The sequence below is a fragment of the Microbacterium sp. genome, assembly GCF_032084865.1.
Classification (GTDB): Bacteria; Actinomycetota; Actinomycetes; order Actinomycetales; family Microbacteriaceae; genus Microbacterium.
The window spans coordinates 60,833-78,242 of the sequence record NZ_DAMDLU010000001.1 but is presented as its reverse complement, the minus strand read 5'-3'; the positions used below and the strand labels follow the sequence as shown (position 1 = coordinate 78,242).

16 protein-coding genes are annotated in these 17,410 nt (G+C 67.1%); 4 read left to right on the top strand and 12 right to left on the bottom strand.

Features of this window, described 5'->3' with window-relative positions; all coding sequences use genetic code 11:
- The 6 genes from RT309_RS00360 to RT309_RS00335 all read right to left on the bottom strand — a co-directional run.
- The coding region (locus RT309_RS00360; RefSeq protein WP_313354275.1) for a pyridoxal-phosphate dependent enzyme at positions 1–657 on the bottom strand (657 nt) is incomplete at its 3' end.
- Positions 650–1,120, bottom strand: coding sequence for a RidA family protein (locus RT309_RS00355; protein ID WP_313354273.1), 471 nt, complete (start codon positions 1,118–1,120; stop codon positions 650–652). The genes RT309_RS00355 and RT309_RS00360, both read right to left, overlap by 8 nt.
- Positions 1,117–2,925 carry an ABC transporter ATP-binding protein gene (locus RT309_RS00350; protein ID WP_313354272.1) on the bottom strand — a complete coding sequence of 603 codons (1,809 nt, stop codon included), beginning with the start codon at positions 2,923–2,925 and terminating at the stop codon, positions 1,117–1,119. Before RT309_RS00350 ends, RT309_RS00355 begins: the two co-directional genes overlap by 4 nt.
- A 3-nt stretch (positions 2,926–2,928) precedes the next feature.
- Complete coding sequence (locus RT309_RS00345; protein ID WP_313354270.1) at positions 2,929–3,777, bottom strand: ABC transporter permease; 849 nt, start codon at positions 3,775–3,777, stop codon at positions 2,929–2,931.
- Positions 3,777–4,730 carry an ABC transporter permease gene (locus RT309_RS00340; RefSeq protein WP_313354268.1) on the bottom strand — a complete coding sequence of 318 codons (954 nt, stop codon included), beginning with the start codon at positions 4,728–4,730 and terminating at the stop codon, positions 3,777–3,779. The genes RT309_RS00345 and RT309_RS00340 overlap by 1 nt, the downstream gene beginning before the upstream one ends.
- A 54-nt stretch (positions 4,731–4,784) precedes the next feature.
- Positions 4,785–6,389, bottom strand: a complete 1,605-nt coding sequence (locus RT309_RS00335) for an ABC transporter substrate-binding protein (RefSeq protein ID WP_313354267.1) — start codon at positions 6,387–6,389, stop codon at positions 4,785–4,787.
- A gap of 184 nt (positions 6,390–6,573) precedes the next feature.
- Here RT309_RS00335 and RT309_RS00330 point away from each other — a divergent pair, with 184 nt between their 5' ends.
- Together RT309_RS00330 and RT309_RS00325 are read left to right on the top strand one after the other, a co-directional pair.
- Positions 6,574–7,290: a helix-turn-helix transcriptional regulator gene (locus RT309_RS00330; protein ID WP_313354265.1), complete on the top strand. Its 717-nt coding sequence runs from the start codon at positions 6,574–6,576 to the stop codon at positions 7,288–7,290.
- Positions 7,287–8,621 (top strand): alpha-L-fucosidase, encoded by a 1,335-nt coding sequence (locus RT309_RS00325; protein ID WP_313354263.1) that lies wholly within the window; start codon positions 7,287–7,289, stop codon positions 8,619–8,621. Before RT309_RS00330 ends, RT309_RS00325 begins: the two co-directional genes overlap by 4 nt.
- Positions 8,622–8,874: 253 nt before the next feature.
- Here RT309_RS00325 and RT309_RS00320 read toward each other — a convergent pair whose 3' ends face one another.
- The 6 genes from RT309_RS00320 to RT309_RS00295 all read right to left on the bottom strand — a co-directional run bounded on the left by RT309_RS00320 (position 8,875) and on the right by RT309_RS00295 (position 15,919).
- Positions 8,875–9,753, bottom strand: a complete 879-nt coding sequence (locus RT309_RS00320; protein ID WP_313354261.1) for an AraC family transcriptional regulator — start codon at positions 9,751–9,753, stop codon at positions 8,875–8,877.
- Positions 9,750–10,961: a Gfo/Idh/MocA family oxidoreductase gene (locus tag RT309_RS00315; protein ID WP_313354259.1), complete on the bottom strand. Its 1,212-nt coding sequence runs from the start codon at positions 10,959–10,961 to the stop codon at positions 9,750–9,752. Before RT309_RS00315 ends, RT309_RS00320 begins: the two co-directional genes overlap by 4 nt.
- Positions 10,958–11,794, bottom strand: coding sequence for a carbohydrate ABC transporter permease (locus RT309_RS00310; protein ID WP_313354258.1), 837 nt, complete (start codon positions 11,792–11,794; stop codon positions 10,958–10,960). The genes RT309_RS00315 and RT309_RS00310 overlap by 4 nt, the downstream gene beginning before the upstream one ends.
- A complete protein-coding gene (locus tag RT309_RS00305) occupies positions 11,794–12,681 on the bottom strand; it encodes a sugar ABC transporter permease (protein ID WP_313354256.1) in 888 nt (295 codons plus the stop codon). Before RT309_RS00305 ends, RT309_RS00310 begins: the two co-directional genes overlap by 1 nt.
- Before the next feature lie 55 nt (positions 12,682–12,736).
- Entirely contained in the window at positions 12,737–14,116 is a 1,380-nt protein-coding gene (locus RT309_RS00300; protein WP_313354254.1) for a sugar ABC transporter substrate-binding protein, read from the bottom strand.
- 177 nt (positions 14,117–14,293) lie between these two features.
- The gene (locus RT309_RS00295) at positions 14,294–15,919 is read right to left on the bottom strand and encodes an SDR family NAD(P)-dependent oxidoreductase (RefSeq protein ID WP_396654387.1); all 1,626 of its coding nucleotides are present in this window, start codon (positions 15,917–15,919) and stop codon (positions 14,294–14,296) included.
- Between the two features lie 69 nt (positions 15,920–15,988).
- On the opposite strand from RT309_RS00295, the gene RT309_RS00290 reads away from it, so the two are divergent.
- Both RT309_RS00290 and RT309_RS00285 read left to right on the top strand, forming a co-directional pair.
- Positions 15,989–17,068, top strand: a complete 1,080-nt coding sequence (locus RT309_RS00290) for a M4 family metallopeptidase (protein WP_313354253.1) — start codon at positions 15,989–15,991, stop codon at positions 17,066–17,068.
- The gene (locus RT309_RS00285) at positions 17,043–17,390 is read left to right on the top strand and encodes a protealysin inhibitor emfourin (RefSeq protein WP_313354252.1); all 348 of its coding nucleotides are present in this window, start codon (positions 17,043–17,045) and stop codon (positions 17,388–17,390) included. Before RT309_RS00290 ends, RT309_RS00285 begins: the two co-directional genes overlap by 26 nt.
- Positions 17,391–17,410 lie beyond the last annotated feature (20 nt).

The following is a 17,410-nucleotide window of genomic DNA, read 5'->3' as shown; positions in this document are numbered from 1 at the left end:
CGCCGCGCGGCCCTCGTCGAGGCTGCGTCGCACCAGTGCGGCGGCACGCGGCTCGGCGGCGATCACCCGGGTGCGCGGCGAGAGCTCGGCGAGCACGGTCGAGACACCGGCCAACAGACCCCCACCGCCGACGGGCACGACAACGGCATCGAGCAGGGGTGCGTCATCGAGCAGTTCGAGCGCGACGGTTCCCTGCCCTGCCATCGTCGTGGCGGCGTCGAACGGGTGCAGCAGCATTGCGCCGCGATCGAGCGCGATCCGCTCGGCCTCCGCACGCAGGTCTCCGTCGCACAGCACCACCTCGCCGCCGTATGCCTGCACCGCGCGCACCTTGTGCGCGTAGGCGGTGGCGGGCATGCACACGACCGCTGGAATGCCGCATTCGCGCGCGGCCAGGGCGACGGCGGCGGCGTGGTTGCCCGCAGAGAAGGCGACGACGCCCTGAGGGGTCTCGTCCAGACTCAGCAGGGCGTTGAGCGCTCCGCGCACCTTGAAGCTGCCGGTACGCTGCAGATGCTCGGATTTGAAGTACAGAGAGGCGCCGTATTCGCCGTCGAGCAGAGTCGAGGTGAGCACAGGCGTGCGGTGCACACTTCCGCGAAGCCGCTCTGCGGCACGGCTGACATCGGCCAGCGTGATCGGTCGGCGCTCACTCATGCGCCACCTCGACGACGATTTCCAGCTCGACCGGCGCTCCGCAGGGCAGGTCGGAGACGCCCATCGCGGTGCGCACATGGCGCGGCTGCCCCTCGAAGAGCTCACCGACCAGATCGGAGAGCGGGTTGAGCACGATGTGCTGGGATTCGAAGCCCGCGGCGCTGCGTACATAGCCTCGCAGCTGCAGCACGTTGCGCACCCGGTCGAGCGTGCCGAAATGGCTCTCCAGCGCACTCAGACCGTTCAGGAAGGCCTGCACTGTGGCGCGTTGGGCCTCGACGATCGTCAGCTCGGCGCCGACGCGCCCCTGCCAGGGCATCTCACCGTCGATGAAGGGCAGCTGGCCGGCTGTATACGCGGCGGCGCCGAGCTCGCGCACCGGTGTGTACGAGCCGCCGCGGGGTGTGCTGGGCTGCAGCGTCATGTTTCGTTCGGCCAGCAGGGTGCGGATACGCGATGTCATGCGGCGTGCCCTCCGATCACCGACGACACCAGCCGTTGCGTGTAGGGATGCTGGGGGTTGTCGAACACCTGGTTCACTTCGCCCTCCTCGACGATCTCGCCCTGGAACATCACATAGACCCGGTCGACGACCTGACGCACGACCGCGAGGTCATGACTGATGAACAGCAGGGACACGTCGCCCTGCTCACGGATCTCGTTGAACAGATTCAGGATCTGCGCCTGGATCGACACGTCCAGCGCCGAGACCGGCTCGTCGCAGACGAGCAGACGCGGTTCGGCGGTGAGGGCACGGGCGATCGCGACACGCTGGCGTTGGCCTCCCGAGAGGTGCCGGGGGTAGCGATCGAGGTGCGCCGCGGTGAGCCCGACCCGCTCGAGGAGTTCGGTCGCCATGCCGTCGCGCTGCGCGCGGGACACGTTCATGCGTGCGAGCAGCTGGTGCAGACCCCCGCCGATCGACTGGGTGGGATCGAGCGAGGACTTCGGGTCCTGGAAGACCATCTGCGCAAGCCGGAAAGCCTGAGCACGATCAGCGCGCGGCAGCGCCGACCGGTCGGTGACGTCTATGTCGCCGACGAGGATGCGACCGCCGTCGGCCTGTTCCAGACCCACGATGCACCGCCCCAGCGTCGACTTCCCCGACCCCGATTCGCCGACCAGGCCGACGCTCTCACCGGAACCGATCGTGATGTCGATCCCCTTCAGCACGGGAGTGACTGTGCGGCCGACGCCACGAAAGCTCTTGGTCACGCCGGTCGCCGTCAGCACCGCGCCGGCGGTGCGATCCTGGCGAACGCTCTCGAGCGCGAGCGGCTGCTGAGTGCGCGTCGCCATCTCTGCGCTGATCTCGGGCAGACGGATGCAGCGCGACAGCCGGGCCTCGGTGACGGGAAGCAGCGGCGGCTCACCGTCGCGGCACGCGTCGGTCGCCCACGCGCAGCGGCTGCTGAACCGACAGCGATCGCGCACCTCGGCGGCCGGCGGAACGGTGCCGGGGATGCCCTCCAGCACCACGGGGCGACTGTGCGCGGGGGGAAGCGAGTTGATCAGCCCCAGGGAGTACGGATGCATCGGTCGCTGCGCGAGTTGCGCTGACGGGGCGTCCTCGATGCACGAGCCCGCGTAGAACACCTTGACCCGCTCGCAGATGCTGAAGGCCATGCGCAGGTCGTGCGTGATGAAGATCACCGCCATGCCGCGCTCACGCTGGATCTGCGCGATCAGATCGAGGATCTCGGCCTGGGTGGTCACATCCAGGGCCGTTGTGGGCTCATCGGCGATGAGCAGCTCGGGGTCACGGGCGAGGGTGGCGGCGAGCGCGATGCGCTGCAGCATCCCCCCAGACAGCTGGAAAGGGAACCGGTCCGCGACGGAGGGATCGGTGATGCCGACCTCGGCGAGACGGCGCACTGCCTCCTGGCGCGCCTGCCGCCGGGTCAGACGGGCCCCGTCGGCGCCGCGCAGCGCCTCGACGATGCTGGCACCGGCGCGCATACGGGGGTGCAGAGCGGTGAACGGATCCTGCAACATCATCGCGATCCCCGTGCCCCGCACGGCGCGAAGCTGCTTCTCCGAGTTCCCGAGCAGCTCGGTGCCCTTCCAGCGCACCGAGCCTTCGGCGCGCAGCCGTTCGGGCAGCAGGCCCATCACCGCAGCCGCGGTGAGGGACTTCCCCGATCCCGACTCCCCGACGATCCCGAGGGTCTCACCGGGAGCGATCGTGAGCGAGATGTCGTGCACGAGCTGTCCGGCGGGGCCCGTGATGCTCAGCCCGCTGACATCGAGCAGAGTCTGTTCGGTCATGGTTCACACCATCGCTTTCGAGATCTCGCCGCCGATGCGGTCGCCGATCAGTGTCACGCTCACCGCGAGCAGGCCGATGAGCACGGCCGGCGCCAGCATCGAGGCGCTGTTGGTGAACATCAGCGCCTGGTTCTCGGCGAGCATCCGACCCCATTCGGGGGTGCCGGGCGCAGCGCCGAGGCCGAGGTAGGCGAGCCCGGCCAGCGCAACGAGCGAATAAGAGAAGTCCAGGCTGACGTACGAGAAGAGGAAGGGGCGGATGTTGCGGAAGATGTGCCCGAACATGATCGTGCGCCTCGGGATGCCCAGCACCCGCGCCGCCGATACATAGGCCAGGCCGCGCTGCTCGAGCGTCACGCCGCGGACGATGCGCACATCGTGCGACACGTACAGGAACGCCAGCGTCGCCACGGCTGCCCAGTACCCGCCCGCGAGGATGCCGACCACGACGATCGCCACGAGCATGCTGGGCAGTGCCATGAGGAAGTCCACCGCACGCATGATGACTGCGTCGACACGCCCGCCCATGTATCCGCTCGTGATGCCGATGACGACCGAGATGCACATGGCGCCGAGCGCGACGGCGGCGGGCCCGAGTACCGCCGACGACGTGCCGACGAGGATGCGCGAGAGCACGTCACGCCCCAGACCGTCGGTGCCGAGCCAGTGCTCGGCGCTGGGCGGCTTGCCGACATTCAGCAGATTCTGTGCGGAAGGGTCATACGGAGCCAGGAGCGGTCCGAGAAACACCATCAGCACCGTGAGGATAACGAACCCGGCGGCGAACCAGACGGTCCACGGCTGGTTTCGGGTCGGGCGGCGAAGTCCCGTCTGCAGCATCTCTGTGCCCATCAGTGGCCTGCTCTTCCGAATCCGATGCGCGGGTCGATGAAGACGTACGCGATGTCGACGAGGATGTGTGTGATGACGACCCAGGCGGAGATCAGCAGCACCACGCCCTGAATGAGGGGCATGTCGCGCATCTTCACCGCGTTGACGAGCGCGGTGCCCATGCCGGGCACCGAGAACACGGTCTCGATGAAGACTGCGCCGGCGACGAGCCCGACGAGGATCAGCCCCACCGCCGTCACCACCGGCACCAGAGCGTTGCGCACGGCGTAGTTCAGCAGGATCCGACGACCGGACAATCCCCGAGAACGGGCGAACATGACGCTGTCGTTCTGCAGCTCTTCGATCACCGCCGCCCGGGTGAGTCTCACGATGATGCCCATCCCGCTGACACCCAGCGCCGTCACCGGAAGGAACAAGTGGTACGCCCGGTCAGCCCCGGTCTCGCCGATGCCGAACGACGGGAACCACCCGAGCTGGACGCTGAACACGTACACCAGGAAGATCGCCAGCACGAACGACGGAACGGCGACCAGCGCGATCGTGCCGGCGGTGATCACACGGTCCCACACGGTGTTGCGCGTGAGTCCGGCCAGCACCCCCAGCGGTACGCCGAGAATGACGGAGACGAGCGCCGCCGAGCCCGTCAGCTGAAGGGTGGGGGCGATGCGCATGCTGATGGTGTCGACCACGCGCTCGCCGGTGATGAACGACCGGCCGAAGTCGCCCGTGAGCACCCCGCTGAGCCATCGCCAGTACTGAACCAGCCAGGGATCGTTGAGGTGATAGCGCTCACGGACGGCTTCGAGGGCTTCGGCGCTGGTGGGCTTGCCGCCCAGGATCGCGTACTCTGCGCCGCCCGGGGCCAGCTTGGTGAGCAGGAAGACGAGAAAGCTCGCGGCGATCAGCAGGGCAACGCCGAACAGCACCCGCTGCCCGATGAAACGAGCTGTCATGCCTGTGAAGAGTGTGCGCAACGTTGCCACTGCTGTAGATCGCCTTCTGCTTACTTACTTGGCCGAGATCTGAGCGGCCCAGTTCTCCAGGGCGTACGACCACGTGAACGTGTCGTAGCTGATCTTGGAGGAGTTCGTGGCGACCACGGAATCCAGCCAGTAGATCGGCATCACGGCGACGTCCTCGGCGGCCATCGTCAGCGCCTCCATCACGCTGTGCGCACGCACCTCCGGTTCGATCTCGGCGATCGACGAGTCGATCAGCGCATCGAAGGCGGGGTTCTTGTAGTTGGAGCTGTTCGCTCCGCCTTCGACGGCGGCCTCGCTCATCATGAAGAACTGCGGGTAGGCGGCGGGGTCGGGAACCGACGGCGCGTAGCCCATCATCTGGAAGCCGAGGTCGGGGCCGTGCGCCAGCAGCTGCTCGATGCGCGGACCGCCCTCCATGAGCTTGAGCTCCAGGTCGATGTTCAGCTCTGCCAGGCTCTCCTTGAGAACCTGAGCGATCGAGACGAGTTCGTCACTGTCGGCGGGCACGGGCATCACGGCCGAGAACCCGTCGGGCACACTCGACTTCGCCAGCTCCGCCTTCGCGGCCTTCATATCGAACTTGTACGCAGGCAGCGACTCGTAGAACGCGGTGATCTCGTCCTCCGGCAGCAGCCCGGCGAACATCTCGGCGGGGACATAGCTCGACGCCGGCACTCCGTAACCGCCGAGAATGGCGCTGACCAGACCCTCCCGGTCGATCGCGTGAGCGATCGCACGGCGCACGTGGACGTCGTCGAATGGCGCCTGCTCCATGTCGACCGTGATCGACTTGAAGCCCATCGAGTTCACGCTCTCGAGCTCGACGCCGTCGAGGTCTTCCCAGTTCGAGACGTTCGCCAGGGGCACGCCGAACGTGCCGTCGATATCGCCTGTGCGCATTGCGAGCATGCGCGCCTGGGCGTCGGCGAGCACCTTGAACGAGATCTTGTCGGGACCCTGCTCATCCCCCGCGTACTCGGGGTTGCGCACCAGGGTGACGCTGCTGTCGGGCACGAAGTTCTCGACCATGTACGGGCCGGAGCCGACGGGCAGTCCGGCGGGCGTTCCGTACGCGTCGGGATCGGCTTCGTAGCTCTCCTTGTCGACGATGTAGCCGACATCGCCGGCCATCAGGTACGGCACTGTCGAGTCGGGCTTGGACAGACGCACCGTGACCTCGCGGTCGGCGGTCTTCTCGATGCTCTCGACGTTCACGAAGGCATTCGCTGACTCGGAGGCGACAGCCGGGTCCTGGTGCTGCGACAGCGAGAAGGCGACGTCGTCGGCGGTGACGGGCTCACCGTTCGAGAAGGTGGCCTCCTCGTTCAGAGTGAAGACGTACGTCCGGGGGTCGGTCGCCTCCCACGAGGCAGCGAGGCCAGGGACCAGCTTGCCGTCGACGTCGTAGCGCAGCAGCTTCTCGTGCACCAGCGAGAGAACGATCGATGCGTCGTTGTGGGCAGCGTGCGGCGCGAACAGCGACCGAGGGCTGCTGGACAGCGCCCAGCGCAGGGTGTGCTCACCGTCGGAATTCGAGGGCTCGGCCGGAGAGGCGCATCCCGCCATTGCGAGCGCCGTCGTCGCGATCGCGAGAGTCGCGAATCCGCGCAGGTGTGAACTTCTCTTCATTGTGATGTCCATCTCTTGTGGGCGCGTTCCGGGTGAAGGCGCCTGCAGTACGCGCCCATACTGCCAGCGAATGTTCAGTTAATCAACGTCTTGTTGATACAGTCCACAAGATATTGCACCTTTCAACACTTTGCCGCAGTATGGGGACCGCAGGTCAGCCGATGAACGTCAAGGAGGACACGACATGGCAGATACCGCCGACAGCACCCCGCTGCACGCGGGCGTCGAGATGGTGCGGCGCATCGTTCAGCCGCTTGCCGCTGCGCTCGGAGAGGGCGTCGAGGTCGTTCTGCACGACCTCACCAAGGTGCCCGACTCGATCATCGCCATCGGCGGACACACCAGCGGCCGCAGCGTCGGGGGGCCCAGCACGGACCTGCTGCTCAAGCACGTCAGGGAGCAGCGCACGGATCACCTGCTGCGCTACGCCAACCGCACCGCGGACGGCCGCACGGTGATGTCGTCGACGATCTTCCTTCGCGACGACGAACGCCACGCCGTCGCGTGTCTGTGCATCAATGCCGACGTCAGCGAGTGGGAGCGGGTGCGCGGCTTGGTATCGGCGATGCTGCCGGCCTCGTCCATCACGTCCGACGGTGTCGACGAGGGCACCGAGGAGCGGTTCTTCGAGACCACCGACGATCTGGTCTCGACCATGATCAACTCGGCTGTCACCGATGTGGCCGTGCCCGTCGAGCTGATGCAGAAGCGACACAAGATCCGCGTCGTCGAATCGCTGGAGGCGCGGGGATTCTTCAGCTTCCGCGAAGCCGCTGAACTGCTCGCGAAGTCGCTGCAGGTGAGCCGGTACACGATCTACAACTACCTGAACGAGATCCGCGCGCACGCGCCGGAAAGCAGCTCCGCACCCACCCAGAACGAGAAACGAGAGACCAAATGACCGACGGATTCACCGGCTACACCGGCGGGGGCGTCACCCGCGCGGCCGACGAAGAGACACCCCAGTCACGCAGGGGCGGGTCGTGGTTCGACGAGGCCGCCTTCGGGCTCTTCATCCACTGGGATCACGCGAGCCAGCAGGGTCTGGAGGTGTCCTGGCCGATGGTCGACGGCGTCAACAACCCCCGCTGGCGGCAGGTCGTAGGCGTCGATGAGTACCGCTCGAGCGCTGCGACCTTCGACCCGGTCGAGTGGAACGCGCCCGCCCTCGCACGTGCCGCACGCGAGGCCGGGATGCGCTACGCCGTCCTCACCACGCGCCACCACAGCGGGTATTCGATGTTCCACACGGCCGGCAGCACCCACTCGGTTGAGCACAGCCCCTACGGCAAGGACATCGTGCGCGAGTTCGCCGACGCGATGCGGGCGGAGGGTCTGCGTGTCGGGTTCTACTACTCGCTCAGCGACTGGACTCACCCGGACTATCCGGCGATGACCGACGACATCAAGCCGTACGCGGTCGCCAAACTGCCGAAGCCGACGCCCGAGCAGTGGGAGCGGTACATCACGTACATGCGGCTGCAGCTCACCGAGCTCCTGACGAACTACGGGCGAATCGACATGCTGTGGTTCGACGGGCACTGGGAACGCGATCTCGACGACTGGTACCCGGATGAGCTCAAGACTCTCATCCACTCACTGCAGCCCGACATCCTCGTCAACGACCGCCTGCCCGGCCTCGGCGACTTCGAGACACCCGAGCAGTTCGTCCCGGACAAGCCTCTCGAGGCGCGCTGGGAGACCTGTATGACGATGAACCAGAACTGGGGCTACGTGCCCGACGACGAGAACTACAAGTCGGTACGCGAGATCCTGCAGACGCTCGTCAATGTCGTCTCGCGCCGCGGAAATCTGCTGCTCAACGTGAGCCCGACCGGGAGCGGCGCACTGCCCGCATCGCAGCAGCAGCGCCTGGAAGCGTTCGCGGAGTGGATGTCCGTGCACAGTGAGAGCGTGCACGGCGTCGAACCCGGACTCGAGCCCTGGCAGTTCGGCGGCCCCTCGACACGTCGGGGCGACCGCATCTACCTGCACATGCTGGCATGGCCGTTGGAGCATCTCGCCGTGCGCGGGCTTCCCGTGCGCCGCATCGAGAAGGTCACTCTGCTCTCCACCGGCGAAGATCTTCCGTTCACGGTGCCGTTCGGAGTCGCCGCGATGAAGGATGCCGACCCTCACGGCGAGATTCGCATCGGGACGCCTGCTGCGGCGCCCGACACCGCCGTACCCGTCATCGCGATCGATCTGGCACCGCTCAGCGCTGAAATCTGACCGCCGCGCACATACCGGCACGCTCTCCCCGTCCTGCACATCAGCCGAGTTCCTGTGCAGGGCGGGGAATGCTGTGCCGCGTCGTCCCACGCATCCGGCGACGCGTCCGCCGACGCGCCCGCTCATGCCGGGGCACCGGTCGCGCGATGCACTCCGGGGGCCGACACTCCAGATGTCGGACGCATCCCGCGAGAACCTCCGACATCTGGCGTGTCGGCCCCCGGAACGTAACGCCTGTCGGGCCGTCAGTCCGTCAGGTCTCGGCTGTCAGCCGGCGGTACTCGGTCGGTGACATCCCGAGAACCTCTCGGAAGCTGCGCGCGAAATAGTTCGCGTCTGCCATGCCGACCTGCGCGGCGATGGCTGCGATCGGCTCGGCGGTCAGCGCGAGCCGGCGCGCCGCGAACGCGATGCGGGCCTCACGCAGGAACTCGATGATCGTCTTGCCCGTCTGGTCCTTGAAGGTGCGGCGCAGAGTCGACTCGCTCATGTGCGCCAGCGAGCAGAGCGTGCGGGCGTCGGGCGTGCGGCGAAGGTCCGACAGCAAGTGCTCGACGACCCGGATGATACGGGGGTCACGAGCGCGAGCGGGTGTCCGGATGCCGCGTCGTCGGGGGCGCGGTGCTTTGATCTCTCTGCGCTCCATCATCTCGGCCGCCGTCCCCAGCACGACGGAGAGATGGCCGGATGTCAGCAGCGAGCGACCTACGCCACCGCGCTCCCACGCGTCGATCACGGCATCGAAGTTCTGACGGATGACGGGGTCCTTGCCGGCGTCGGAGCAGGCGGAGAGCACCGGGTCGATCGCGACGGAGCCGTGGGCGTCGAGCGAGGCCGAGAAGCGGATGGAGCCGAACGAGAAGTCAGAGGACGTGGCTCGGCACGAGAGCACCGCACCCTCGTGGATCAGCACGAGGTCTCCGGCCGCGACCGAGACTCGCAGCCCGTCGAACGCGATCTCCCCGGTGCCGGAGCGGATCAGCCGCAGGATGGAGTACGGCAGCTCGGCAGGCGGGAAGACCCAGGGCGCGGGAAAACGGAACACCTCCGCATTGAGCACGGTGAGGTGCATCGCTCCCACTGCCACGCCCACCTCGCCTCGTCGGTCGATGGACGATGCGGCTGCGCTCAAGCAGCCGCTCCGTCCCGCTCTCGCGAGAGTACTCCGTCGCTCTCGCGTCTGCGCTGTTCAGCGCCGACGATGACCTCGGCGACACGCACCTTCCGATCCTGCCTGAGCGACAGCGTCAGCGCATCCGCCGTCGCGATCGAGAGACGCGCGGCCGACCCGTCGGTGAGTGCCGCGAACTCGGGGTCGGGAACCTCACCGGTCAGCAGCCCGTGGAAGTACGACGTCTCCTCCTCGACGATGCCGCTCAGCCACAGGGGTGGGATGCTCGTCGGGTTTCCGTACATGATCCCGCCGTCCGTGGAGCTGGACGCGTAGATCTCCGCCCGCTGAGCATCCTCCTCCGCACTGCGATGCAGAAGGAACCGCTCCTCGACACCCGAGTACCGCGCGATCACCCCGCCGTTCGTGAGGTCGATCCGCGCAGCCCCCAGCGTGCCCTGCACGAGCAGGTAGTGCTCGGGCCAGCGGAAGGCAGAGCCGTACTCGAGAGTCGCGAACGCGCCGCCGCCGAACTCGAGCGTGATGAGCAGCAGGTCGTCCTCGTCTCCGAATTCGGCACCGCGGTGCGCGACGTTGCCGCCCACCATCGTCACGGTCTCGGGCGCGCCCATGATGAACTGCACCACGTCGAGCTCGTGGATGTGGTGGTACAGGTGGCCGCCGGAGAGGTCGCGTCGCTTCTTCCACGAGATCGACGGCTGTGGCTCCTCCCACCCGTTGCGCGCGGCGCGGCAGTAGACGATGTCGCCGAGCATTCCGTCGGCGACCATCTTCTTGACGCGGCGGACGCCGTTCATGAAGTTCATGACGTGCCCCGACATGAGAAGCACGCCGGCCGCACTGGCAGCTTCCACCATGGCCGAGCAGTCACCATACGAGAGCGCCATCGGCTTCTCGCAGAAGACCGGCTTGCCTGCCTGTGCTGCGAGCACGACCGCTTCGCGGTGCGCCCAGTTCGGCGACGCGACGATCACCGCGTCGACATCTTCGCTCGCGCAGAGCTCAGCGACGGTCTCGGTGGACACCGCACCGAACTCGCGGACGGCGTTCTCGGCGTTCTCGGGATCGTAGACCCGCGTGATGCGCGCACCGGGCAGGCGCTGGAAGCCGCGGCCGAGCGTCAACCCGAAGTAGCCGGTGCCCACCAGGCCGTAGCGCACCTCCTTCGGCGTGGCTTCCGAAGCTGCAGGCGATGATGTTGCGTTCATTTGACGGACCCCTCCGAAAGGCCGGCGGCGATGTGACGTTGGATGAAGAGGAAGAAGACGACGGACGGCACGACGACGACGACGGATGCCGCGAGCATCGCGCCCCAGTCGAGCACCTCAGAGCCGCTCAGGGAGTAGAGCGCGACCGCTACCGGCATCCGATCGCTGCTGTTGATGAACAGCAGCGCGAACAGGAACTCGTTGAACGAGTTGATGAAGGTGTAGATGGCGGTCGCGACGATGCCAGGGGCGACGATCGGCGACGCTATCGTCGCGAACACGCGGAACCGTCCGGCGCCGTCGACCTGCGCCGCCTCCTCGATCTCGAGAGGCACGGTCTGGTAGAACGCCGTCATCATCCACACCGCGTACGGGATCGAGAACGAGAGGTACGCGAGCACCAGGCCTGCATAGGTGTTGATGAGCCCCAGCGAGATCATGATGAGCGTGTAGGGCACGGCCAGCAGGATCGGCGGGAACATGTAGGTGCTGATCAGGATCTGCGTCAGTTTCTGACCCACCCGCGGGAAGAACCGCACGATCCCGTACGCGCAGGTCGTGCTGGCCACGATCGTCACCAGCGTCGTCGACAGGGCGATGACCAGGCTGTTGCCGAGATTGTTCAGGATGCCGAGGTCGAACAGCACGTGACCGTAGTGTTCGAACGTGAAGGTGTCGGGCCAGAACCCGATGGGGTCGTCGGCAAGCTCTGTCGATCCCTTGAAGCTCGAGAGCACGATCCACACCAGAGGGAAGGCCGAGAAGACGGCGAGGATCGTGAGGAACACGTAAGCGGGTGCGGCGGAGAATCGCCGCGTCAGGGTCTGGCTCATCACGCGTCCTTCTTGTCCCAGTGGTCGAGCAGGCGGAAGGCGAGCGCTCCGAGCAGCAGCAGGAACACCAGCAGCAGGACGGTGATCGTCGAGGCGACCCCGAGCTGCTGCAAGCCCCACCCCGTGCGGTAGGCGAAGATCGGCACCGTCTCGGTGAGACCGGCCGGGCCGCCTCCGGTGAGCAGGAAAAGCAGCTCGAAGTTGTTGAACACCCAGATGCTGCGCAGGATGACGAGCAGTCCGACGACCTTCTTCACGTGCGGCATCGTGATGAATCGGAAGCGCTGCAGTGCGTTCGCCCCGTCGACCTTCGCCGCCTCGAACTGGTCCTTCGGGACCGTCTTCAGCGCGGCGAGGATGTTGACCATGAACAGGGGGGCGCCGAACCAGACGTTGATCACCAGGACGGTGGCCATCACCGCATCGGGGTTCGACAGGAAGCTGACGTTCGATTCGGTGATGCCGAGCCGGGTGAGCAGGTTCGGCAGGAACCCGTAGACGTCGTTGAGGATCCAGCGCCACCCGAAGGCGATGACGATCGCGGGGAACGCCCACGGGATGATCAGCAGCGTGCGGAACAGGCCGGTGAGGTGACGGACGCGGTTCAGCGCGAGCGCCGCCAGGAAGCCGATGAGCAGCTGCCCCACGATCGACACGACGGTCCACAGCACCGAGACGCGGAACGCGTTCCAGAACTGCTCGTTCTGCAGCACCGCCACGAAGTTGTCGATCCCGACGAACTCCACGGCGGGGCGGAGCAGGTGGCGGTTGGTGAAGCTGAAGTAGATGCTCGAGACCACCGGATAGAACAGCAGCAGCACGACCACCAGCAGCGATGGAGCGACGAACAGCAATCCGGTCAGGTGGATGGTGCGGGGCTTGCGCATGTCGAGGGGTTCCCCGGGGGCCGGGCGCGGAGAGCGCTCGGCCACCCGGAGGGTCTCAGAACGAAACACCGGCCGACACGAACAGCTGGTTGAGCTGATCCTCGGCGGCCTTCGCGGCATCCTTCACGGGAGTGCCGTTGAGGACGATGTCCTGGAACATCTTCTCGATCACCGCCTGGCTGGTGAGGATGCCCGACTGCACGAGCGGGCCATCGTCCATGCCGATGGCAGTGCCCATCGGGACTGCTTCACTGACCACCGCGATGCTGTCGGCGTGGCGGGTGAGCGTCTCGTCGTCGAGGTACTCCGGCTTCTCGGCGATGTCGGACAAGGCGGGCAGCATACCTCCGGGCACGGAGTGCAGGAACTGGATGTAGTCCTCGTCCTGGAACAGGAACTCGAGGAACGCCTTCGCCTCCTCCTGCACGTCGCTCTTCTCCCAGACGACTGTCGCGATGTTCGACGTCTCTCCGCCGTACAGGTCGTCGCCCGCCTCGAGACGCGGCAGCGGCGCCGCCTTGATCGAGCCCTCGAGCTGCGGCGAGGTGCCGACGACGCCTGAGATCTGGAAGCCCGAGTTGAAATCGAAGGCCGTCTTGCCCTGGTAGAACAGCGTCGCCTGATCGAGCACGTTGTAGTTGACGCTTCCCTCAGGCGAGGTCTTGTCGTACATGTCGACCCAGTACTCGATGCCGTCGATCGCGGCATCTGACGTCAGGTTCGCGCGGCCGTCCTCATCGAGCAGTGACTCGCCGGCGGACTGCAGATAGAAGTTGAGGAAGCGCGCGCCCATGAGGTCGTTGGTTCCCATCGGCACCGAGAGACCGTACTGGTCGGGGCCGGTCGTGAGGGCGACGGCGGCCTCCTTGAGCTCGTCCCACGTCTCGGGTACGTCGAGTCCCGCGGCTTCGAGCAGATCCGCGCGGTACCACATCACCTGGGCGTGCGAGTAGATGGGGATGGAGTGCGAGACCCCATCGGCGGTGCCTTCGCGCAGCGCCGCTTCGGCGAAGCGGTCGCGGCCGATCTCGTCGATCACGTCGTCGAGAGGCGCGAGCGCACCGACGTTGATCATGTTGACGACCTGGTTCGGCAGCGCAGTGGAGAGATCGGGCACCTGCCCGGCGGCGAGGCCCGTGGTCCACTTCGTCTGGAACTCGCCCCAGCTGAACGTCTCGATCTTGATGTCGACATCCGGATGCTCGGCTTCGAACTCTTCGGCCATCCGCTCCATGTACTCGGCACGTGGCCCCTGCGTGAAGCTGTGCCAGAAGGTCACTTCGCCTTTCAGCTCACCGTCTCCTGCTGGTGCCGGCTCCTGTGAGGGAGCAGTCGAGCAGGCGGCGAGCGAGAGAGCTGTCAGCGCGGCGACGACGGCAGCAGATCCGCGCAGCGCGATTCGTCGTGGGCTTGTGTGCCAGGGGTGGACAGGCATGGGGGACTCCTTTGTCGTGATGGCGCATCCTGATGAACTGACCGTAGGGATCAGGCATCCGGCCGGTCAATCTCACGGGCGCATTGTGATCGATCCCCGCGTTTGATGACCGTTCCGTGCTAGCACGAACCGGTCACGCGCAGGAGCGTGACATCCGACGAACCCACCTGGGTCGTGTCACCAGGGACTGGGCCGGTAGTCCTTCAGGAACACGCCCTGCAGGTCGACGCCCGCCTCGCCCTGCACGATCGGGTCGTACACGCGAGCGGCTCCGTCGACGAGATCGAGCGGGGCGTGGAAACCCTCTTCAGCCAGGCGCACCTTCGTGAAATGCGGGCGCTCGTCGGTGATCCAGCCGGTGTCGACGGCGGTCATCAGGATGCCGTCGGTCTCGAGCATCTCGCCGGCGCTCGTGCGGGTCAGCATGTTGAGTGCGGCCTTGGCCATGTTGGTGTGCGGATGCCCCGGACCCTTGTACCGGCGCGAGAACTGCCCCTCCATCGCCGAGACGTTGACGATGTACTTCCGGCGCGCGGTCGACGCCGCCATCGACGCCCGCAGCCGGCTGATCAGCAGGAAGGGCGCCGTGGTGTTGCACAGCTGCACCTCGAGCATCTCGAGCGGGTCGACCTGCTCGACCGACTGCACCCAGCTGTTCATCCGGTTGACGTCGGGCACGAGGCCGCCCGCGTCGATCGCCGTGCCGTCGGCGTGCTTGACCAGCGACGACGATCCGGGAGCCATCGCGAGACGTGCGAGGTCCTCGGCGGTGAGAGCCTGACCGCCCTGCTCGGCGACCGTGCCGCCGAGGGCTGCGACCGACAGCAGGGGGTGCGCGTCGACCGACGCCTGCAGCGCCTGCGGGTGCGGGTCGGCGGTGTGGCCGAAGGTCTCCATCTCGGGCAGCGGTCCGTCGGGGAGGGGCTGCAGCTCGGCATCCGCCAGCAGCGAGTACGCACCGGGCGAGCGCCGCACGGTCTGCGCGGCGTTGTTGATGAGGATGTCGAGCGGCCCCTGGGCCGCGACCGAGTCGGCGAGGCCGATCACCTGCGCGGGGTCGCGCAGGTCGATGCCGACGACGCGCAGCCGGTGCAGCCAGTCGGAGGCATCCGGCAGCGACGAGAACCGGCGCACCGCGTCGCGCGGGAAGCGGGTCGTGATGGTCAGGTGCGCGCCGTCGCGCAGCAGCCGCAGCGCGATGTGCATGCCGATCTTCGCTCGTCCGCCGGTGAGCAGCGCGCGTCGGCCTGCGAGGTCGGTGCGGGCATCGCGCTTGCCGTGGCTGAACAGCGCGCACTCCGGGCAGAGCTGGTGGTAGAAAGCATCCACCCGCGTGTACGGCTGCTTGCAGATGTAGCAGTTGCGGGGTTTGAGCAGTTCGCCTGCGCTGGGTGCGTCGGTCACCCGCGAGCTGAGGTCGAGACCGCGGGTCTCGTCGTCGATCCGGTCGGGAGCACCGGTCGCCGTGCGCGCGACGACAGCCCTGTCGGCCTCGGCGACGGCATCCCGGATCTCCTTGCGTCTGGCGCGCTTGACCGCTTTGAACATGTTGGCGGTGGCGCGGCGGACGGCGAGGTAGTCCGGATTCTGCTGATCGACCTCATCGAGCGAGGCGAGCACCCGCAGGGTGGTGGCGAGGTCGTCGGCGTCGATGCCGGAGGCGGGGATTCCCTCCTGGGTCCCTGAGCCTGTTTTCCTCTGGGGCCCTGAGCCTGTTTTCCTCTGGGGCCCTGAGCCTGTTTTCCTCTGGGTCCCTGAGCCTGTTTTCCTCTGGGGCCCTGAGCCTGTCGAAGGGTCGGTCATTGGGCCGATTCTACGCGGCCCAGCTGTGACCCCCTGGGCGTTGTCGGCACCCCGGCGTAGGGTCGGCACATGAGCACCTTCGATGCTGCGTACCCCTTCGTTCACCAGGGCATCGTGCCCGGTTACCTGCTGGCACAGCTGGCGCGCTCCGAGCGCTACCCGCACGCCGCCCGGGCCGCGCGGCAGACGCTCATCGCCGGCCGTCCCACCTTCCACGCGGCGCTCCAGCTGTCGATCGACGAGAGCGGCGCGCTCGTGGCCGAGGTGACGTCGGCTCCGACCCGCACGATCTTCGACGCGCAGAACACCGAGACCCTGCCGGGCGTGATCGTGCGCACCGAAGACGACGCGCCGGTCGCCGACGCCACGGTGAACGAGGCGTTCGACGGGCTCGGGGCGACGTTCCAGATGCTGCTCGACGCGTTCGAGCGCGACTCGCTCGACGGCGCGGGGGCACCGTTGAACGCGACCGTGCACTACGGCGAGGACTACGACAACGCCTTCTGGGACGGCTCGCGCATGGTGTTCGGCGACGGTGACGGCGAGGTGTTCGTCGGCTTCACCCGATCGGTCTCGGTCATCGGACACGAACTCGGTCACGGTGTGATCCAGAGCACGGCGGGGCTCGTCTACCGCGATCAGTCCGGCGCGCTGAACGAGTCGATCGCCGATGTGCTGGGTGTCCTGACCGAGCAGCACCTGCGCGATCAGACCGCCGATCAGGCGTCGTGGCTGGTCGGCGAGGGCATCTTCACGGATGCCGTGCAGGGGCGGGCGCTGCGCTCGATGCTCGAGCCCGGCACCGCCTACGACGACGACGAACTGGGCAAGGATCCGCAGCCGGCGCACATGCGCGACTACGTGCAGACCGTGGAGGACAACGGCGGCGTGCACATCAATTCGGGCATCCCGAACCGCGCTTTCGCGCTGGCGGCGACAGCGATCGGCGGGCACGCGTGGGAGGGCGCGGGTCTCGCCTGGTACCGCGCACTCACCGGCGATCTGTCGTCGACGGCCGATTTCACCGAATTCGCCGAGAAGACGATCACCGCGGCGAGCACCATCGGGTCTACCGTGGAGTCAGCGGTCCGCGACGCATGGATCGCGGTCGGAGTGATCGAGGATGCACGAGCACGAGCCCCCCGCTGACCGTGCGGGAACGGACGATGCGCAGGATCGCATCGTCATCGCCGTGGTGCGCAGCGGCGGTATCGCCGGGCTCCGCCGCCGCTGGCGGGCGGAACCGGCGCCCGAGCAGGCACCGACCTGGATCGAACTCGTCGACCGCTGTCCGTGGGACGAGCGGCTGGATCCGGATGCCCGTGGCGCCGACCGCTACGTGTGGAGCATTCACGCCCGCCTGCGCGACCAGCAGCTCGAGCAGGTCGTTCCCGACGCTCGGCTCGAGGGCGCATGGCGTGAGCTCGTCGACGCGGTGCGCGAAGCCGACGCCGGCACAGGCCGGGAGTAGACACCCGACCGATTCCACGA

Bases quoted from the DNA above. Each gene is read 5' to 3' on its own strand.
- RT309_RS00355 (WP_313354273.1), bottom strand. From the start codon at position 1,120: ATGACATCGCGTATCCGCACCCTGCTGGCCGAACGAAACATGACGCTG.
- RT309_RS00350 (WP_313354272.1), bottom strand. From the start codon at position 2,925: ATGACCGAACAGACTCTGCTCGATGTCAGCGGGCTGAGCATCACGGGC.
- RT309_RS00345 (WP_313354270.1), bottom strand. From the start codon at position 3,777: ATGGGCACAGAGATGCTGCAGACGGGACTTCGCCGCCCGACCCGAAAC.
- RT309_RS00340 (WP_313354268.1), bottom strand. From the start codon at position 4,730: ATGACAGCTCGTTTCATCGGGCAGCGGGTGCTGTTCGGCGTTGCCCTG.
- RT309_RS00335 (WP_313354267.1), bottom strand. From the start codon at position 6,389: ATGAAGAGAAGTTCACACCTGCGCGGATTCGCGACTCTCGCGATCGCG.
- RT309_RS00330 (WP_313354265.1), top strand. From the start codon at position 6,574: ATGGCAGATACCGCCGACAGCACCCCGCTGCACGCGGGCGTCGAGATG.
- RT309_RS00325 (WP_313354263.1), top strand. From the start codon at position 7,287: ATGACCGACGGATTCACCGGCTACACCGGCGGGGGCGTCACCCGCGCG.
- RT309_RS00315 (WP_313354259.1), bottom strand. From the start codon at position 10,961: ATGAACGCAACATCATCGCCTGCAGCTTCGGAAGCCACGCCGAAGGAG.
- RT309_RS00310 (WP_313354258.1), bottom strand. From the start codon at position 11,794: ATGAGCCAGACCCTGACGCGGCGATTCTCCGCCGCACCCGCTTACGTG.
- RT309_RS00305 (WP_313354256.1), bottom strand. From the start codon at position 12,681: ATGCGCAAGCCCCGCACCATCCACCTGACCGGATTGCTGTTCGTCGCT.
- RT309_RS00300 (WP_313354254.1), bottom strand. From the start codon at position 14,116: ATGCCTGTCCACCCCTGGCACACAAGCCCACGACGAATCGCGCTGCGC.
- RT309_RS00295 (WP_396654387.1), bottom strand. From the start codon at position 15,919: ATGACCGACCCTTCGACAGGCTCAGGGCCCCAGAGGAAAACAGGCTCA.
- RT309_RS00290 (WP_313354253.1), top strand. From the start codon at position 15,989: ATGAGCACCTTCGATGCTGCGTACCCCTTCGTTCACCAGGGCATCGTG.
- RT309_RS00285 (WP_313354252.1), top strand. From the start codon at position 17,043: ATGCACGAGCACGAGCCCCCCGCTGACCGTGCGGGAACGGACGATGCG.